Here is an 18,308-nt window from a genome sequence, read left to right on the forward strand (position 1 = left end):
GGCTGGGCTCAGTCCCGGATGGCCCGGCCCGGACGGATCGCGGCGGGGATGCTCAGCGGCATCGGCGCGACCGGGTAAAGCGCGTCGCGCGCGCGGCCCTGCGTGTCGTCGATCCAGCGGGTGAAGGTTTCGGCCCAGGCCATGCTGGCATGGCTGCGCAGGGCGTGCTTTTCGTTGGTCCCGTAAAGGACGCGGCCACACAGAATGCCGCCGGCCACCACGGCAGTCGCGCTGTAGAAGGGCGAACTGGCCATGAGCGTGCCGAACTCGGGAAACTCGTGGCTCAGCCCGGCATAGATCAGCCGCCCGAACGCCATCGCCTCGACCATGAAGCGCAGCCGCGGAAGGAAGATCGCCGTCAGCAGCGCAGCGGCGCCCACCACCACGGCGTAAAGCAGCCCGGCGGCCACCGGCGCGGGAAGGTCGAAGATTGTCACCTGGTAGCGGGCGTAGATCACGAAGCCCGCCACAAAGGAAATCAGGCTGGCCATAAGGATGCGTCGCCTTTCGCGATACGCCCTGCGGGCAAGCCGGAGTACCGGCGACATATCCACCAACAACCACATGCCAGACATCTTGCTGCACATTTGGGCCAAAATGGGGCGGGCCGTGCATATTTCAATGGCTGCGCCCCGCGCGCCGGGCCGGCCGGTTTTCTTCGAATTGGCGTCAATCGCGGCTTGCTGAGCGCGGGCGAGAGGGGCATGCTTGGCCCAAGCCAAAGCAGGTCGTGGTTGAAATCAGGGGGCCGACCCCCAGATATTGAGACCAAGACCGGAGAGGGCCAGGTGCTGCCGCAAGGGGCCGGCGTCCTTTTGCCAAGAGCCAAGGATAAAACATGACCGAGCAACTCAGCCAATCCTACCCCGTTCTGCCGCTGCGCGACATCGTGGTCTTTCCCCACATGATCGTGCCACTCTTCGTGGGCCGCGAGAAATCCGTGCGCGCGCTGGAAGAGGTGATGCAGGACGACAAGCAGATCCTGCTGTCGGCGCAGAAGGATCCGGCGGACGACGACCCCGCCGCCGAGGGCATCTTCCGCAGCGGCGTGCTGGCCAACGTGTTGCAGTTGCTCAAGCTGCCGGACGGCACCGTGAAGGTGCTGGTCGAGGGCAAGAGCCGGGTCAAGATCACCGATTTTCTGGAAAACGACTCGTTTTTCGAGGCCAGCGCCGTGGCGCTGGACGAAGAGGCCGGCGACGCAGACACCGTCGAGGCGCTGTTGCGCTCGGTCGGCGCCGAGTTCGAGCGCTATGCCAAGGTCAAGAAGAACATCCCCGAAGAGGCGCTGGCCGCGGTCAGCGAAACCCGCACGCCCGACAAGCTGGCCGATCTGGTGGCCGGCCACCTGGGCGTGGATGTCGAACAGAAGCAAGAGCTTTTGGAAACCCTCTCGGTCGCCGAGCGGCTTGAGAAGGTCTATGGCCTGATGCAGGGCGAGATGAGCGTTCTGCAGGTCGAAAAGAAGATCAAGACCCGCGTGAAATCGCAGATGGAGCGCACCCAGCGCGAGTATTACCTGAATGAGCAGATGAAGGCCATTCAGAAGGAGCTGGGCGACGGCGAAGATGGGCAGAACGAGATCGCCGAGCTGGAAGAGCGCGTGGCGGCCACCAAGCTGTCCAAGGAGGCCCGCGATAAGGCCGATGGCGAGATCAAGAAGCTGAAAAACATGAGCCCGATGTCGGCCGAGGCCACCGTCGTGCGCAACTATCTCGACTGGATGCTGTCGCTGCCCTGGGGCGTGAAGAGCCGGGTGAAGAAAGACCTGACCCGCGCCGAAAAGATCCTCGACGACGACCATTACGGGCTTGAGAAGGTCAAGGAGCGGATCGTCGAATACCTCGCCGTGCAGCAGCGGTCGAAGAAGCTGAAGGGCCCGATCCTGTGCCTGGTCGGCCCGCCGGGCGTGGGCAAGACCTCGCTCGGCAAGTCGGTCGCGCGGGCCACGGGGCGCGAGTTCATCCGTATCAGCCTCGGCGGCGTGCGCGACGAATCCGAGATCCGCGGCCACAGGCGGACCTATATCGGCTCGATGCCCGGCAAGATCATCCAGTCGCTCAAGAAGGCCAAGACGACCAACCCGCTGATCCTGCTCGATGAAATCGACAAGATGGGCCAGGATTTCCGCGGCGACCCGGCGTCGGCCATGCTTGAGGTGCTCGACCCCGAGCAGAACGCGACCTTCGTCGACCATTACCTCGAGGTGGAATACGACCTCTCGAACGTGATGTTCCTGACCACGGCGAACACCTACAACATGCCCGGCCCCCTGCTGGACCGGATGGAGATCATCCCGCTGGCCGGCTACACCGAGGACGAAAAGCGCGAGATCGCCAAGCAGCACCTCATCGCCAAGCAGATGAAAAACCACGGCCTGCGCCCGAAAGAGTTCGAGCTGACCGAACCCGCGCTGACCGAGATGATCCGCACCTATACCCGCGAGGCCGGCGTGCGGAACCTCGAGCGCGAGATCGCCAAGCTGGCGCGCAAGGCGGTGACCAAGCTGGTCAAGCGCGAATGCGAAAAGGTGACGATCACGCCGGAGAACCTGGAAGAGTTCCTGGGCGTCAAGAAGTTCCGCTATGGGCTGGCCGAGAAGGAAGACCAGATCGGTGTTGTCACCGGGCTGGCCTGGACGTCGGTCGGCGGCGACCTGTTGTCGATCGAGGCGCTCAAGCTGCCTGGCAAGGGCCGGATGAAGACCACCGGCAAGCTGGGCGACGTGATGAAGGAATCGATCGACGCGGCGTCGAGCTTCGTACGCTCGGTTGCGCCCGATTTCGGGATCAGGCCGCCGCGCTTTGAAAAATGGGATATCCACGTCCACGTCCCCGAGGGCGCCACGCCCAAGGACGGGCCGTCGGCCGGTGTCGCGATGGTCACCTCCATCGTCTCGGTGCTGACCGGCATCCCGGTGCGCAAGGACATCGCCATGACCGGCGAGGTGACGTTGCGCGGCAACGTGCTGGCCATCGGCGGGCTGAAGGAAAAACTGCTGGCCGCGCTCAGGGGCGGCATCAAGACCGTGCTGATCCCCGAAGAGAACGCCAAGGACCTGACGGAGATCCCCGACAACGTGAAAGAGGGGCTTACGATCATCCCCGTCGGCAATGTCCGCGACGTGCTCGACCATGCGCTGGTGCGCCAGCCAGAGCCCATCGACTGGGACGAGGCCGCCGAAGAGGCCGCCGCCGCCGAGGCGCGGATCGAGGCGAAGGACAGCGGGTCTGGCGCGATCGCCCACTAGGACCGCGCGCACCCGGATTTCGGCAACGCGCCCCGTTTCGGGGCGCGTTTTTTTTGGGCAGGGCGGTCATGTATCTAGCGCTTGCCGCCCTTTGCCACGCAAAAAGCTGTGTATTTCGCCCGATATTGTGTTAGACGGGGACAAAGGCCCAAAGACATCTGAAAGGCAGCAGACCATGGCCCAGGCACCCATTACCGGCAGGACCGCGACCCGCCGGAAGACGACGACCCCCACCACCACGCGCAGCCGCGCCACGCGACAGCCCGCCGCCGAATCCGCGGCAGCCGACGCGCCCGAAGCCGCCGAAACCCCGCCGGCCGACGCGGCCGCGGAGACCAGCGTGACGCTGCGCAAGAAAGAGCTGATCGACAGGGTCGTGGCGGCCTCCGGCAAGAAGAAGAAGGACGTCAAGCCGGTCGTCGAGGCGATGCTCGGTGTGCTCGGCGCGTCGCTCTCGGCGGGTGAGACGATGAACCTGCAACCCTTCGGCAAGCTCACCATCAACCGGCGCAAGGATGCCGGAAATGGCGAGGTTCTGGTGACCAAGATCCGCCGCAGCACCCAGGCGATCGACGCCACGCAAGACCCTCTTGCAGAGCCTGCGGAGTGACGCTATCAAGCGCGCCACGGGTGATTAGCTCAGTGGTAGAGCGCTTCGTTCACATCGAAGATGTCGGGAGTTCGAATCTCTCATCACCCACCAGCCCCCCCCGATCGCGTGATCCCGGCCGCCCGGCTTAGCCGGCCAGAGGCGGCCGAAACGTTACGCTGAATGGATGGATGCCGCACGGTCGCGCGGCCGCTGTCTCAGGACGGTTCGGCCATGGCATCGCCGCGGGGCGTGCCCGCCGTGCCCGAGCAATCGGGCCGCAGGGCGAGATAGGCCACCATCGCCGTCATCCCCGCCGTGCCGCCCAGCCAGTAGATCAGCGCCAGCATGAGGATGGAACTCTCCGAGAAAATCGCCGCAGCGCCGGTTGCAGCGAACCCGGTGCAGATGGAGATGAGAAGAATTGCAATCGGCATGGCGATTTCCCCTTATGCGTGAAAGATCGGCAGGAAAATGGGCAAAATCGGGGCGGAGGGGGGAAAGCACCAAGGCACGGCCGGACGGATTGTCGCTGCATAGGCTTGCCGCCGGGGGCCGTGCCGGTCTAAACCCCGAAGCGTCGGGCGATTAGCTCAGTTGGTAGAGCGCCTCGTTTACACCGAGGATGTCGGGAGTTCGAGTCTCTCATCGCCCACCATCCCCGTCTTGAACCTGTCATCCCCGGCTGCGAGGCTGGCGGGCACAGCCCCGATGGAGACATGCCGATGCCCCACCCCCCGCTTGCCGATCTGATCGACCAGGGGCGCGGGGTCGCGCCCGCCGACATGGTGCTGACGGGCGGGCAGGTGTTCGACCTGGTGACCGGCGAAATGGTACCGGGCGACGTGGCGATCTGCGGCGACACCATCGTCGGGATCGGCGACGCCTACGCGGGCAAGCGGGTGGTCGACGTGACGGGGCTGACGCTGGTGCCGGGCTTCATCGACACCCACCTGCATATCGAAAGCTCGCTGGTCACGCCGTTCGAGTTCGATCGCTGCGTCTGCCCGCGCGGCATCACCACCGCGATCTGCGATCCGCACGAGATCGCCAACGTCATCGGCCTGCCGGGGATCGAGTATTTCCTCGACACCGCGTCGCGTACGGTGATGGATATCCGGGTGAACCTGTCGTCCTGCGTGCCCTCGACCGAGATGGAAACCTCGGGCGCGCGGATCGGCGCCGCGGACCTGGCCGCGCTCAAGGACCACCCCCGCGTGATCGGGCTGGCCGAGGTGATGAACTATCCCGGCGTGATCACCAAGGCCCCCGAGGTTCTGGCCAAGCTCGACGCGTTTCGCGGCCGCCATATCGACGGGCACGCGCCGCTGCTCTCGGGACGCGACCTCAACGCCTATATCGCCGCAGGCATCCGCACCGAGCATGAGGCGACCAGCGCCGCGGAAGCGAAGGAAAAGCTGCAAAAAGGGATGCGCGTGCTGATCCGCGAGGGGTCGGTTTCGAAGGATATGCACGCCCTGCAACCGCTGCTGAGCGAACGCACGGCACCCTACATGTGCCTGTGCACCGACGACCGCAACCCGCTGGACATCGCCGAGCATGGCCATCTGGATTACATGATCCGCACCCTGATCGCGCTCGGCACTCCGACCCTCGCGGTCTATCGCGCGGCCAGCCTTTCGGCGGCCGAGGCCTTCGGTCTGAAGGACCGGGGGCTGATCGCGCCGGGCCAGCGGGCCGATATCGTGGGCTTGCCCGATCTGGAAGACTGCCGCGCCGCGCTGGTGATCGCCGGCGGGCAGGTGGCCGATGCCCCGGCCTTTGCCGCGCGGCAGCAGATCGCGCCGGTGGGACGTCAGTCGGTGAAAGCGCCCCGGCTGAGCGCCGCGAGCTTCCGCGCCGGCAGCAACCGGGCCGAGACCCATGTGATCGGCATCCGGCCGGGGCAGATCCTGACCGATCACCTTGTGGAAGAGATGGCCCCGCGGGAGGGTGCGAAACGTGCCGACCCGGCGCGCGACCTGGCCAAGATCGCGGTGGTCGAACGGCACGGGATCAACGGCAACATCGCCGTGGGCTTCGTCAGGGGGTTCGGTCTGGAAACCGGGGCGATCGCCTCGACCGTCTGCCACGACCACCACAACATCGCGGTGGTCGGGGCCGATGACGCCGACATGGCGCTGGCCGCCACCCGCCTGACCGAGATCGAGGGCGGGTTCGTGGTGGCGGGCGGGGGGCGCGTGCTGGCCGAGTTGGCGCTGCCCGTGGCCGGGTTGATGAGCCTTGAGAGCTTTGAAACGGTCGAGGGGCATCTGCAAGAACTGCGCGCCGCGGCCCGCTCGCTGGGGGTGACGCTGGACGAGCCCTTTTTGCAACTGGCCTTCCTCGCCCTGCCGGTGATTCCGGCGCTGAAGATCACCGACCGGGGGATGGTCGACGTGGAGCGGTTCGAGATCATCGGCTGATCTGTTCGCCAGCGCACGGCATGTGCGCTTGACGGGGAGGTTTGTGCGCAGTTGTCGCGTGCTATCTTTCCCGTAAGACCACGACACCCGGAGCCCCCGAAATGAGCTGGAACCCCGCCCTCGACCCGCAATGCCCCACCGGCGACGCAGTGGATTCCATCGAGACCGTCATCGTGCCCCGTGCGCGCGACCTCGGCGGGTTCGAGGTGCGCCGCGCGCTGCCCGCGCCCAAGCGGCAGATGGTCGGCCCCTTCATCTTTTTCGACCAGATGGGCCCTGCCGAATTCGTCACCGGGCAGGGGATCGACGTGCGTCCGCACCCGCATATCGGGCTGGCAACGGTCACCTACCTCTACCGCGGCGCGCTGCACCACCGCGACAGCCTGGGCACCGACCGCTGGATCGAGCCCGGCGCGGTGAACTGGATGGTGGCCGGCCACGGCATCACCCATTCCGAACGCACCGACGGGGCGGTACGCGACCGGCCCCACGCGCTGTTCGGTATCCAGACCTGGGTGGCGCTGCCGGCGGGCGCCGAGGACGGGGCGGCCGCCTTTGAACACGCGCCGAAGGAGGCGCTGCCGTTTCTGCAGGCCGAAGGCAAAGAAGTGCGCCTGATCCTGGGCAGCGCCTGGGGCGAGACCGCGCCGGTCAAGACCGCGTCAGAGATGTTTTATGCCGACGCGGCGCTGGCCCCCGGTGCGGTGCTGCCGCTGCCCGACGACCACGAGGACCGCGGCGTCTATGTCGTGGAGGGCGCGGTCGAGATCGGCGGGCAGAGCTACGCGGCCGGGCAGATGATGGTGTTTCGCCCCGGCGACCAGCTAAGCCTCGCAGCCGGCCCGCAAGGGGCGCGGCTGATGCTGTTGGGCGGGGCGACGCTGGAAGGGCCGCGCTATATCTGGTGGAACTTCGTCGCCTCGTCGAAGGAGCGCATCGAGGAAGCCAAGGAGGCCTGGCGCCGCGGCGACTGGGAGCAGGGGCGGTTTCACCTGCCGCCGGGCGACGACGCCGAGTTCATCCCGCTGCCCGGACGCTGAGGCGCGGCGCTGGCGCGCGCGGCGGATCTGCGTTAGGGCGGGGCAGGGCGGCAATCGGGCCGCCCGCCCGGATCGTGCACCATGACAATCAGCGAAATGGCAGGGGGCGGCTCGGCCCGGCGGGGGATTGTCTATATCCTGCTGGGGATGCTGTTCATCTCGGTCAACGACATGCTGATCAAGCTGTTGTCCGACCGTTACCCGCTGCACCAGATGGTCTTTGCCCGGTCGATGATCGGGCTGGTGGTGCTGTTGGGCATTGTGCAGGCCGAGGGCGCCTGGCGCCGGTTGTGGCCCGCGCGTCCGTGGCTGCAGCTGCTGCGCGCGGTGCTGATCGTGATCGCCAACATGACCTTTTTCGCCGCGCTCGCGGTGATGGCGCTGGCCACGGCGACGGCGCTTTTTTTCGTGGCGCCGCTGGCGATCACCGCGCTGTCGGCGCTGCTGCTGGGCGAACGCGTCGGCCCGCGCCGCTGGGCCGCGGTGGCGGTCGGGTTCCTGGGCGTTCTGGTGATGCTGCGCCCCTGGGCGGGCTGGGACGGTATGGCGCCCAGCCGGTGGAGCCTGCTTCTGCCGGTGGCCGCGGCGCTGTGCTATGCCGGGATGCAGGTGCTGACGCGCAAGCTGGGGGCGACGGCGCCCGCCTCGGCGCTGGCGCTATATATTCAGGTCACCTTCCTTGCGGTCGGCGCGGTGTTTTTCGTGGTCGCGGGCGACGGGCGCTTTGCCGAGGGAGTGGAGAGCGAAAGCCTGGTCTTCCTGCTGAAGCCCTGGGTGATGCCGCCGGCCGACGAGCTGTGGCTTTTCGGCCTTCTGGGGCTGGTGTCGGCGGGCGTCGGCTATTGCCTGTCGCAGGCCTATCGCCTTGGCGATGCGGCCACGATCGCGCCCTTCGAATACGTCACGCTGCCGCTGGCGATCTTCTGGGGCTGGGCGCTGTTCGGCGAGGTTCCGGGCGTCTGGGTGCTGGCGGGCGCGGCGCTGATCGCGGGCGCCGGGCTCTATGTCTTTGCCCGCGAGCGGCGCGTCGGGCGCGGTGCCGATTTCCCGCGCGAGGGCGCTTGACGCGGGCGCGCGTGCGTCATAAACCACACGTCACGTTCGGCCCGGGAGGCCGGCGGAAGGCGAGCGGTTGTAGCTCAGTTGGTTAGAGTACCGGCCTGTCACGCCGGGGGTCGCGGGTTCGAGCCCCGTCAACCGCGCCACCGCCTCATCCTCCCGCTCAAGAGCGCTTGCGCGGTTGTAGCTCAGTTGGTTAGAGTACCGGCCTGTCACGCCGGGGGTCGCGGGTTCGAGCCCCGTCAACCGCGCCACCAACCTGTTTGCCGAACCTGTGATGATCCGTATTCTTGACGATTTGCCGTTTTCGCTTGTCCTGGTGCTCGCCCTCAGCATGGGCCTGGCGCCGTTCCTGCCCGAGCCCCACCTCTGGGAAAAGCTGAAGATGCTGGCCGCGGGAACGCTGACGAGCGGGGTGGATGTCTTCGATCTCTGCCTTCATGGCGCGCCATGGCTGTTGCTGTTTGCCAAATCCGGGCGGATGGCTGCCAGGCTGCGGCATTGAGGGCGCGCTCCCGCCCGTGCAGGGCGGCGTAGCGCCGCCATGCCCGGTTGGGCCCGGCCGCGCTGGCGCGCGGCGGGCGGTCCGCCACCCCCGGCGGCGGGCTAGGCCGACAGGGCGGCGAGGATGCGCGCCCAGGAGCGGATGCCCTTGTGGAAGCTGTCGAGGTCGTATTTCTCGTTCGGCGAGTGGATCGCGTCGTCGTCCTTGGCAAAGCCGATCAGCATCGAATCCATCCCCAGCGCCGTCTTGAAATACCCCGCCACCGGGATCGACCCGCCGCAGCCCACATAGGCCGCCGGTTTCGGCCATTCCTCGGAGAGCGCCGCGCGGGCCTTTTCGAAGGCGGGGTGCGAGATGTCCATCCGGCTGGCGGGCGAGGCGCCGTGGCCTTCGAAGCTGGCCGTGCAGTCGGGCGGCAGCATGTCCTGCACCATCTTGCGAAAGTTCTCTCGGATCGCCAGCGGGTCCTGGTCGCCCACCAGACGGAAGCTGATCTTGGCGCGCGCCTCGGCGGGCAGCACGGTCTTGAACCCCGCGCCGGTATAGCCGCCCGTGATGCCGTTGACCTCGCAGGTCGGGCGGGACCAGATCATTTCCAGCGCCGTGCGGTCGGCCTCGCCGGCGGGCGTGGACAGGCCCACCGCGCCGAGAAACGCCCCGGCGTCGAAGCCCAGCCCCTGCCACTGCCGGGCGACCTCGTCGGGCAGCTCCGGCACGCCGTCGTAAAAGCCGGGCACGGTGACGCGGCCCGCGTCGTCGTGCAGCGCGGCGACGATGCGGGCCAGCACCCGGATCGGGTTGATCGAAGGGCCCCCGTACATGCCCGAATGCAGGTCCATGTCGGCGGCGCGGATCGTCAGCTCTTCGCCCAGAAGGCCGCGCAGCATGGTGACGATGCCCGGTGTGCGGGCGTCGAAAAGCCCGGTGTCGCAGATCAGCGCGATATCGGCCTTCAACTCTTCGGCGTTGTCCTCGAGGAACGGCACGAGCGAGGGCGAGCCCGACTCCTCTTCGCCCTCCAGAAAGACGGTGATCTTGCAGGGCAGGGTGCCATGCTCGGCCTTCCACGCGCGGCAGGCCTCGATAAAGGTCATCAGCTGGCCCTTGTCGTCGCTGGCGCCGCGGGCGCGGATCACCTGGCCCTTGTCGGTGTCTTCCAGCGCCGGGTCGAACGGGTCGCGGTGCCAGAGATCCAGCGGATCGACCGGCTGCACGTCGTAATGGCCGTAAAACAGCAGGTGCGGGCCGGGGCCGTCGACATGGGCCACGACCATCGGGTGGCCGGGGGTGGGCCGCTTTTCGGCGGCAAAGCCGAGGCTGGCCAGATCGGCGACCAGCCAGTCGGCGGCGCTGTCGCAATCGGCGGCATGGGCCGGGTCGGTCGAGATCGACGGGATACGCAGCAGCGCGATCAGCCTGTTCACGGCCTCGGGCAGGTCGCAATCGATTCGGGTCAGGACGGGGTCGAGTGGCATGGGGCGCGGGCTCCGGCTCGGGACAAGGGTGGCGCGAGCCTAACAGCCGCCTTGGCACTGTCCAGAGCTTGGCCCGGGGGCGGCGGCTGCGCTAGGCTGTATGCCGACGCTTGGGGGCCAAGGAGGGCGCGATGCGGATGATTTGGGCTGCGGTTGCTGTGGTTCTTTGGGCGGTGGCCGCACCGGCCGAGCCGGTGGACGGCGAAACGGCGCGGGCGCTGGTCGTCGACGCGAGGGCGGCCGAGGCGGTGATCTTGCCGCAGCCGTTTTTGGGCGAGCAGGACAGCAAGACGCTGGCCGTCGTCGCCGAGCAGCAGAAATATTACGGCGCCATCGCCGTGGCCCCGTCCGAGGGGCTGCTTTCGACGGCCACCGTGGCGGCCGCCAATTACCACGATGTCGCTACCGCCCGGGCGGTGGCGCTGAAAGGCTGCGACGCCCGGCGCCAGGGCGGGCGGGCATGCGTGATCGTGGCAGAGATTCGCCCGCGCGGCTGGCAGGCGCGGCCGTTGCAGCTGAACGCCGATGCCAGCGCCGCCCTGCACAAGCAATACCGCCGCGGCCGCGGGCCCAAGGCGCTGGCGATCTCGCCCGGCACGGGCCAGTGGCACCTCGAAAAGGGCGAGGGCGCCAGCGCGGCGGCCCTGGACGGCTGTGCGGCCAAGGCCCGGACCGACGATTGCCGGATCGTCGTGGCGGATTGAGCTGCGGCGGACTTACGCGGCCCTGCGCGCGAAAACTTGACCGAAATCAAGGTTGCCGTCCGTCGGGCACGATTAGGTGGAGGCCAGACGGCGTCCGCGCTTGGCGCCACTTTCGGGGAATTGCAGCGTCGTTGGGTCACGTTGGCGGCACCTTGCGGTCATGCTAGGGGGCTAAACGACGCCCGGATTGCGGGGTGTCAGAGCAGGGGCATTTTTTGCGCGACAGGACGCATTAACATCTCTAGTTTTTCGAATACGAAGAACGGACGGGAAAGAAACGGGCGGTGCGCCGGTCCCCTGGGCGGGGCGACAGCCGCCATCCGATTTGGGAGGACCCGGCGCCGGGCGACCCGAGAAACGGGCACCGCGCCACGGGGCACAAAGGCCGAGACGGCCGGAGAACGAAGGAGAGACCCGGTGGACTATACCGCAGCACTGGACAAAGCCATCGACCAGCTTCACGAGGAAGGCCGCTACCGCACCTTCATCGACATCGCACGGCGCAAAGGCCAGTTTCCCGCCGCGAAATGGCGCCGGCCCGATGGCCAGGAGCAGGATATCACCGTCTGGTGCGGCAACGATTATCTGGGCATGGGCCAGCATCCGGTGGTGCTGGCGGCGATGGAAGACGCGCTGAGCTCGGCCGGCGCCGGGTCGGGCGGCACGCGCAACATCTCGGGCACCACCCTCTACCACAAGGCGCTTGAGGCCGAGATCGCCGATTTGCACCGCAAGGAGGCCGCGCTGATCTTCACCTCGGCCTACAACGCCAACGACGCCACACTCTCCACGCTTCCGGTCCTCTTCCCCGACCTCGTCATCGTCTCGGACGAGCTGAACCATGCCTCGATGATCCAGGGCATCCGCCGCGGGCGCTGCGAAAAGCACATCTTCCGCCACAACGACGTGGCGCATCTGCGCGAGATCCTCGAGAAGATCGAGAAGGGCCGGCCGATCCTGATCGCCTTCGAATCGGTTTACTCGATGGATGGCGATTTCGGCCCCATCGAAGAGATCTGCGACCTCGCCGACGAGTTCGGCGCGCTGACCTATATCGACGAGGTCCACGCGGTGGGCATGTACGGCCCGCGCGGCGCCGGCGTGGCCGAGCGCGATAACCTGATGCATCGCATCGACATCATCAACGGCACGCTGGCCAAGGCCTATGGCGTGTTCGGCGGCTATATCGCCGCGTCTGCGAAAATGTGCGATGCGGTGCGGTCTTATGCGCCGGGCTTCATCTTCACCACCTCGTTGCCGCCGGCGGTGGCCGCAGGTGCCGCGGCCTCGGTCCGCCACCTCAAGACCGACACCGCGCTGCGCGAAACCCATCAGGATCGCGCGCGGGTGATGAAGGCGCGGTTCAAGGGGCTGGGCATGCCCTGCATCGACCACGGCAGCCACATCGTGCCGGTGATTGTCGGCGACCCGGTCCACACCAAGCGGATTTCGGACATGCTGCTCGAGGGGTATGGCATCTACGTGCAGCCGATCAACTTCCCGACGGTGCCGCGCGGCACGGAGCGTCTGCGCTTTACGCCCTCGCCGGTGCATACGCCCGACGACATGGACAGGCTGATCCGCGCGATGGACGAGCTTTGGGCCCAGTGTGCGCTGAATCGTGCCGAACTGACCGCCTGACGCTCTTCTTAAGGTGCATTGACGGCGCCCCTGTGCTACAAACCTAATAGCTTGGCGAATCCAGAATTCGCCGAGCAATCGGGGAAAAAACGTAGCGGGCACGGGGCAGGGTATGATCGGGCGCAAGCAGCCGCCGGTCGCGGTTGACGACAACCTCCCGAAAGGGTTCGACGATTTCGAGTTGCGTCTCGGTGACATGATGCGCGGCGAGCGCGCGACTCTGGGCAAATCTCTCCTCGACGTTCAACGCGAACTCAAGATCAAGGCGACCTACATCGCCGCGATCGAGAATGCCGACCCCACGGCCTTTGAAACTCCGGGGTTCATCGCAGGTTACGTGCGCTCTTACGCCCGCTATCTGGGGCTCGACCCCGAGTGGGCCTATGCGCGGTTCTGCGACGAAAGCAACTTCTCCACCGTCCACGGCATGGCCGCGTCGGCCTCGGCGGCCAAGGTCGCGCCTGAAAAGACGCGCGGCACCCGGTCCGAGGCGCGTGACCCGCTGGCCGATCCCAACGCGCTGTTCGTTCCTCGGGGCGAGGCCATGTTTTCCCGAATCGAACCCGGCGCGATCGGCTCGGTTCTGGTGCTGCTGGCGCTGATCGGCGGTCTCGGCTACGGCGGATGGTCGGTGCTGCAAGAGGTGCAGCGGGTGCAACTCGCCCCGGTCGAGCAATCTCCGGGCGTGCTGGCCGAGATCGACCCGCTTGCCGCGGCCATGCCCGGCGCAACCCAGACCGCCATGTCCGAAGACGCGCCCGAACGGCCCAGCCCCGAGGCGTTCGACCGGCTTTACCGCCCCGAGGCGCTGGAGGTGCCGGTGCTGGTTGCCCGCGACGGCCCCATCGCCACGCTTGCCCCCGACACCGTGGGCACGCTGGCCGACGACCCTGTCGAGCGTCCGCTGACCGTGGCGCGCGGCGTGACCGCGCCGCCCGCGATCGCGGGCCTGCCCGCGGGGCCGGCGGCGATGGGCAACGGGCAGGCCATGCCCGAGGCGGCACCGGTGAAGGTGGTCGAGGACAGCGCGCCGGAACTGGCGATCTTCGCCACACGCCCCGCCTGGGTGCGGGTGCGCGCCGCCGATGGCACGGTACTGTTCGAAAAAATCCTCGACGCGGGCGAGCGTTACGTCCTGCCCCCGACCGAAGAGCCGCCGACGCTGCGCGCCGGCAATTCCGGCGCCGTCTATTTCGCCGTTAACGGCAAGACCTACGGCCCCGCCGCCCCCGGCGCGCAAGTGGCCAAGAACATCGCGTTGTCGCCCGAGGAGCTGACCGGGCGTTTTGCTTTGGCCGATCTCGGGGCCGACCCCGATCTGGCCGATGCCATCGCGGTCGCGGTGGCCGATGCGGTGTCGCAGGCCGCGGCGTCCCCGGACGCAGAGTCGCAATAGCGCGAGCGCGACCCTGCGCGCGTTGCGTGGCAAGACGTAATCCTTTATCAGGGGTGGTGAATTTCCCACGCAGACAGGGTGTCCCATGTCGCTGAACGCCGTGCGCCCGTGGCGCAGCATCCATCGCCGAAAATCCCGTCAGATCCATGTCGGCCCGGTGGCCGTGGGGGGCGATGCGCCGATCTCGGTGCAGACCATGACCAACACGGTAACGACCGATATCAAGGGCACCATCGCCCAGGTCCAGGCCGCCGCCGAGGCCGGCGCCGATATCGTGCGCATCTCGGTGCCCGACCGGGAGTCGTCGGCCGCGCTGAAAGAGATCGTGGCTGAAAGCCCGGTGCCGATCGTCGCCGACATCCATTTCCACTACAAGCGCGGCATCGAGGCCGCCGAGGCGGGCGCGGCCTGCCTGCGGATCAACCCCGGCAATATCGGCGACGCGGCCCGCGTCAAAGAGGTGATCAAGGCGGCCCGCGACCACGGCTGTTCGATGCGGATCGGGGTGAATGCCGGCAGCCTGGAAAAGCACCTGCTGGAACGATACGGCGAGCCCTGCCCGGAGGCGATGGTCGACTCGGCGCTTGAGCACATCAAGATCCTGCAGGACAACGACTTTCACGAGTTCAAGATCAGCGTGAAGGCCTCTGACGTGTTCCTCGCCGCGGCCGCCTACCAGGGCATCGCCGAGGCCACCGACGCGCCGATCCATCTGGGCATCACCGAGGCGGGCGGGCTGACGACGGGCACGATCAAGTCGGCCATCGGGCTGGGCAACCTGCTGTGGATGGGCATCGGCGACACGATCCGGGTGTCGCTCTCGGCCGACCCGGTGGAAGAGGTGAAGGTCGGTTACGAGATCCTGAAATCGCTGGGGCTGCGGCACCGGGGCGTCAACATCATCTCGTGCCCCTCCTGCGCGCGGCAGGGGTTCGACGTGATCAAGACCGTCGAGACGCTGGAAAAGCGGCTGGAGCATATCAAGACGCCGATGAGCCTGTCGATCATCGGATGCGTGGTCAACGGCCCCGGCGAGGCGCTGATGACCGATGTCGGGTTTACCGGCGGCGGCGCGGGCCACGGCATGGTCTATCTGGCCGGCAAGCAGGATCACCGCATCTCGAACGAGGAGATGGTCGAGCACATCGTCGGCGAGGTCGAAAAGAAGGCGGCCGAGATCGAGGCGGCTCAGGCCGCGTCCGAGGCCGAAGCGGCCGAGTGAGGCGGCGGGCAAGTTCCGTCAGGGATATCTTGCCACTGGTTGAGCTGAAAATTCCTGGGGCGCGGACAGGCCCGGGCGCCTACTGCGCCCGCACCTCTTCCACGATTTGCTGCATCGCCTGTAGCGGCGCGTAGCCGCGTACCATCTGTTCGCCGAGCACGAAGGTCGGCGTTCCGTTGATCTGCAGCCGCTGGGCCAGTGCCCGGTTCTCGTCGATCACCCGGTTCACCTCCGGCGCCTCCATCTGCGCCAGGATCGCGTCGGCGTCGAGGTCGAAGGAGTCCGCCAGCCGGCGCAGGTTCTGCGCGTCGAGGTTGCCGCGGAAGGTGATCAGCGCGTCATGCACCTGCTTATACGCATCGGGCCCCGCCTGCTGCAGCGTGGCGATGGCGAAGCGCGACGAAATCACCGACTGTTCGCCCAGAATCGGGAATTCCTTGACGACAAACCGGATATTGCCGTCTGTTTCGATCAGCGCGGCGACCTCGTCATGGGCCTTGCGGCAATAGGTGCAGCGGTAGTCGATGAATTCGACCAGCGTGATGTCGCCCTCGGGATTGCCGCCCACCCACGAATAGCCGTCTTGGTAGATGTCTTCGGCATTGGTGGTGACCAGCGCGGCGTCATTGTCCACCTGGGCCTGCGCGTTGCGGGCCTCAAGCACCTGGATCGCCTCCATCAGCACTTCGGGGTTGTCCAGCAGATAGGACCGCACCTCGTCGCGGAAGGCGTCGCGCTCGGCATCGGTCATGGCGGTCAGGTCGAGCGCGGCGGCGGGTTGCGCGAGGCCGAACGCGACGAGCGCGGCTGCGAGGGTCGTGCGGGTCATCGGCGTCTTCTCCGTCTGGTTGGGCGGTTTCGTCCGTTCCACCATATCCGCGCCGCCGGGCCAAGCGCGAAAGCGGCACCTGCCGATCATCTTTTCGCGCGCATGGCGGCGATGATCCGCGACAGCGCCACCGGCGGGACATCTCCGCGGACCATGGTGCGCGGCAATACGTAGGCCGGGGGCGGCCCGAGATCCAGCCGGTCGGCCAGCGCGCGGGTGCGGGCGATCTTGGCGCGGGTCTCGGGCGCGTCCATGCGGGCGCCGAGCGCGGAGGGGTCGAGGCCAAGGCGTTCGGCGATGCCGGCCAGATGCGCCGCATCGTGGGCGGGCGCGTCGAACAGCGCCGCCTGGGCGCGGCGATAGGCGTCGGGCCCGGCAAGCGACAGCACCGCCTGGGCGAACCGCGCGGCCGCATCGTCGCCTTCGGGTCCGATATCCTTGACGATCACCTTCAATCCAGGGTCCTCCGCCGTCAGCGCGTCGAGCCCCGACATCGCGGCGGCGCAGGTCGTGCAGCCGTAGCCGACGAAGGCTGTCAGCGGCATGTCGCCCTCTGCGTTGCCGCCGGTCCAGTCGCCCTTTGCGTCGAAAAGCGCCTCGGCGTTACTTTCCAGCAGGGCGAGGTCGTCGGTGACCTTTTCTTCGTAGCGCCGGCGTTCGCCCGCGCCGGCGCTCAACGCTTCTTCGATCACCTCCGGGTGGTCCAGCAGATAGGCGCGCAGTTCGGCCCGGAAGGCCGCGCGCTCGGGCCCGGTCAGCGCGGTCAGATCGACCGCGCCCGCCGGGGCGCCGGCCAGGGCCAGGCTCAGCGCAAGGGCACGCCTCATCTGCGCTTCTTTGCCGTCTCGGCGGCGTTCAGGATGTCCTGGGCGCGCATCCAGCCCGGGCTGCCGCGGGGCAACAGCCCCTCGGCGCGCTTGGCATGGACCGCGGCATCCTTCAGCCGCCCGCCCAGCGCGTAGCGTTCGGCGGTGGCGACCGAGGCCATGCCTTTCTGCCCGGCGCGGGCATAGGCCACCGCCAGGTCGCGCAGCATGCGCGGGTCGTTGGGGTCGCGGGCGCGGGCCTTTTCCAGCGCGGCGAGCGCGCGTGAATTGCCCTGCGCGGTGTCCAGCGCCAGCAGCGCCCGCCCATAGCCCGCAATGATCAGCCCTTCGCGGGGGGCCAGTTCGACCGCGCGGCCATAGGCGTTGACGGCGGCGCCGGGGCGGCGGGATTCCAGCAGGATCTGGCCCTTCAACTCGTGCACGAACGGGTCGCTCGGGCGTTTTGCCACCAGCGCGTCCATTTCCGCCATCGCCTGCTGCGGCCGGGGCATCCGGTGATAGGCGATGGCACGGCGCATCAGCGCGATGTCGGACGTGTCGCCCTTGGCCGTCTTGCGCAGCGTGTAGGACGGGTTGCGCAGAAACGCCTCGAGCTTGCCGCGGGCGCGGGCGAACCAGTAATCGGCCTTGGGGTTGTCCTCGGCGCGGTCGCCATAGGCCGCGGCAAAGCCCTTGAGCGCGCGGATGCGGTCGCGCGACAGCGGGTGGGTGCGCACGTAGGGGTCCTGCCGGCCGGCGCTCAGCGCCTCTTGCCCGCGAAACAGCTCCAGCACGTCGACCATCGCCTGCGGGTCCACCCCGGCACCGGCCATGTAGCGCAGGCCGGCCTGGTCGGCCGAGCCCTCTTCGGCGCGGGTATGGGACAGAAACGCCCGCTGCGCGGCCGAGGCCGACCCCACGGCGAGCCCGGTGCCCGCCTTTGCATTGCCGGTCATCGCCACGGCGAGCGACATCAGCATTCCCATCGCCGCGGTGGAATTGGCACTGCGCAGATTGGCCAGCCGCCGGGTGATGTGACCATTGGCGATATGGGCGATCTCATGCGCGATCACCGCCTGCAATTCCTCGGCCCGGTCGAGCTTGAGCACCAGCCCCGAATGGATGAAGATCGTCCGCCCGTCCAGCACGAAGGCGTTCATCGAGCTGTCGTTCAGCAGCATCACCCGGACCGCGGCGGGGCTGAGGCCCGCGGCGCTGATCATCGGGCGGGCGAGTTCGCGCAAGGCGTATTCGATCTCGGCATCGCGGATCAGCGTCTGGGCGCGTGCCAAAGGGGCAAGGACCAGCGCCAGGACCAGCGCCAGCAGCATCGTTCTCGGGCGCAGGATCGCCGCCATTGACCTTT

At 67.6% G+C, this 18,308-nt stretch carries 16 protein-coding genes and 4 tRNA genes; 14 read left to right on the forward strand and 6 right to left on the reverse strand.

All coding sequences use genetic code 11. From position 1 onward, the window contains the following. Nucleotides 1-8: 8 nt before the first annotated feature. Nucleotides 9-491 carry a hypothetical protein gene (locus Ga0609869_RS17760; protein WP_125403343.1) on the reverse strand — a complete coding sequence of 161 codons (483 nt, stop codon included), beginning with the start codon at nt 489-491 and terminating at the stop codon, nt 9-11. Between the two features lie 347 nt (nt 492-838). Between Ga0609869_RS17760 and lon the strand changes: the two genes are divergently transcribed. From lon to Ga0609869_RS17775, 3 genes are all read left to right on the forward strand, one after another. Further along, nucleotides 839-3,250 carry an endopeptidase La gene (gene lon, locus Ga0609869_RS17765; protein ID WP_125403344.1) on the forward strand — a complete coding sequence of 804 codons (2,412 nt, stop codon included), beginning with the start codon at nt 839-841 and terminating at the stop codon, nt 3,248-3,250. Between the two features lie 175 nt (nt 3,251-3,425). After that, entirely contained in the window at nt 3,426-3,860 is a 435-nt protein-coding gene (locus Ga0609869_RS17770) for an HU family DNA-binding protein (RefSeq protein WP_170168748.1), read from the forward strand. A gap of 18 nt (nt 3,861-3,878) precedes the next feature. Continuing rightward, nucleotides 3,879-3,953: transfer RNA gene (locus Ga0609869_RS17775), tRNA-Val, on the forward strand. A 104-nt stretch (nt 3,954-4,057) separates the two neighbouring features. Here Ga0609869_RS17775 and Ga0609869_RS17780 read toward each other — a convergent pair. Beyond that, nucleotides 4,058-4,276 carry a hypothetical protein gene (locus Ga0609869_RS17780; protein WP_125403345.1) on the reverse strand — a complete coding sequence of 73 codons (219 nt, stop codon included), beginning with the start codon at nt 4,274-4,276 and terminating at the stop codon, nt 4,058-4,060. Nucleotides 4,277-4,421: 145 nt separating this feature from the next. On the opposite strand from Ga0609869_RS17780, the gene Ga0609869_RS17785 reads away from it, so the two are divergent. The 7 genes from Ga0609869_RS17785 (at nt 4,422) to Ga0609869_RS17815 (ending at nt 8,869) form a co-directional block, all read left to right on the forward strand. Continuing rightward, nucleotides 4,422-4,497 (forward strand) — tRNA-Val (locus Ga0609869_RS17785). Nucleotides 4,498-4,564: 67 nt separating this feature from the next. Continuing rightward, a complete protein-coding gene (gene ade, locus Ga0609869_RS17790) occupies nt 4,565-6,265 on the forward strand; it encodes an adenine deaminase (RefSeq protein ID WP_170168749.1) in 1,701 nt (566 codons plus the stop codon). 101 nt (nt 6,266-6,366) lie between these two features. Next, nucleotides 6,367-7,305, forward strand: coding sequence for a pirin family protein (locus Ga0609869_RS17795; RefSeq protein ID WP_125403347.1), 939 nt, complete (start codon nt 6,367-6,369; stop codon nt 7,303-7,305). An 81-nt stretch (nt 7,306-7,386) separates the two neighbouring features. Next, on the forward strand, nt 7,387-8,370 hold the full coding sequence (locus Ga0609869_RS17800) for a DMT family transporter (protein WP_245972096.1): 984 nt from the start codon (nt 7,387-7,389) through the stop codon (nt 8,368-8,370). Between the two features lie 63 nt (nt 8,371-8,433). Next, nucleotides 8,434-8,510: transfer RNA gene (locus Ga0609869_RS17805), tRNA-Asp, on the forward strand. 31 nt (nt 8,511-8,541) lie between these two features. Then, a tRNA-Asp gene (locus Ga0609869_RS17810) sits at nt 8,542-8,618 on the forward strand. Nucleotides 8,619-8,641: 23 nt separating this feature from the next. Next, nucleotides 8,642-8,869: an RND transporter gene (locus Ga0609869_RS17815; protein ID WP_125403348.1), complete on the forward strand. Its 228-nt coding sequence runs from the start codon at nt 8,642-8,644 to the stop codon at nt 8,867-8,869. Nucleotides 8,870-8,970: 101 nt separating this feature from the next. Here the strand turns inward: Ga0609869_RS17815 and Ga0609869_RS17820 are convergent, their stop codons facing one another. Further along, the gene (locus tag Ga0609869_RS17820) at nt 8,971-10,344 is read right to left on the reverse strand and encodes a M20/M25/M40 family metallo-hydrolase (protein ID WP_125403349.1); all 1,374 of its coding nucleotides are present in this window, start codon (nt 10,342-10,344) and stop codon (nt 8,971-8,973) included. A gap of 131 nt (nt 10,345-10,475) precedes the next feature. On the opposite strand from Ga0609869_RS17820, the gene Ga0609869_RS17825 reads away from it, so the two are divergent. The 4 genes from Ga0609869_RS17825 (at nt 10,476) to ispG (ending at nt 15,307) form a co-directional block, all read left to right on the forward strand. Next, nucleotides 10,476-11,048: a 5-aminolevulic acid synthase gene (locus Ga0609869_RS17825; protein ID WP_125403350.1), complete on the forward strand. Its 573-nt coding sequence runs from the start codon at nt 10,476-10,478 to the stop codon at nt 11,046-11,048. A 417-nt stretch (nt 11,049-11,465) separates the two neighbouring features. Further along, the gene (hemA, locus tag Ga0609869_RS17830; RefSeq protein WP_125403351.1) at nt 11,466-12,689 is read left to right on the forward strand and encodes a 5-aminolevulinate synthase; all 1,224 of its coding nucleotides are present in this window, start codon (nt 11,466-11,468) and stop codon (nt 12,687-12,689) included. Nucleotides 12,690-12,801: 112 nt separating this feature from the next. Then, on the forward strand, nt 12,802-14,085 hold the full coding sequence (locus Ga0609869_RS17835; RefSeq protein WP_170168750.1) for a helix-turn-helix domain-containing protein: 1,284 nt from the start codon (nt 12,802-12,804) through the stop codon (nt 14,083-14,085). Nucleotides 14,086-14,170: 85 nt separating this feature from the next. Beyond that, nucleotides 14,171-15,307 carry a flavodoxin-dependent (E)-4-hydroxy-3-methylbut-2-enyl-diphosphate synthase gene (ispG, locus tag Ga0609869_RS17840; protein WP_125403352.1) on the forward strand — a complete coding sequence of 379 codons (1,137 nt, stop codon included), beginning with the start codon at nt 14,171-14,173 and terminating at the stop codon, nt 15,305-15,307. 79 nt (nt 15,308-15,386) lie between these two features. On the opposite strand, the gene Ga0609869_RS17845 is transcribed toward ispG, so the two are convergent. From Ga0609869_RS17845 to Ga0609869_RS17855, 3 genes are all read right to left on the reverse strand, one after another. Continuing rightward, nucleotides 15,387-16,136, reverse strand: coding sequence for a DsbA family protein (locus Ga0609869_RS17845; RefSeq protein ID WP_125403353.1), 750 nt, complete (start codon nt 16,134-16,136; stop codon nt 15,387-15,389). Nucleotides 16,137-16,222: 86 nt separating this feature from the next. Next, nucleotides 16,223-16,963 (reverse strand): DsbA family protein, encoded by a 741-nt coding sequence (locus tag Ga0609869_RS17850; RefSeq protein WP_125403354.1) that lies wholly within the window; start codon nt 16,961-16,963, stop codon nt 16,223-16,225. Next, complete coding sequence (locus tag Ga0609869_RS17855) at nt 16,960-18,300, reverse strand: M48 family metalloprotease (protein ID WP_245972098.1); 1,341 nt, start codon at nt 18,298-18,300, stop codon at nt 16,960-16,962. Before Ga0609869_RS17855 ends, Ga0609869_RS17850 begins: the two co-directional genes overlap by 4 nt. Nucleotides 18,301-18,308: the final 8 nt, after the last annotated feature.

Source organism: Rhodovulum iodosum (assembly GCF_041020385.1).
Lineage (GTDB): Bacteria > Pseudomonadota > Alphaproteobacteria > Rhodobacterales > Rhodobacteraceae > Rhodovulum > Rhodovulum iodosum.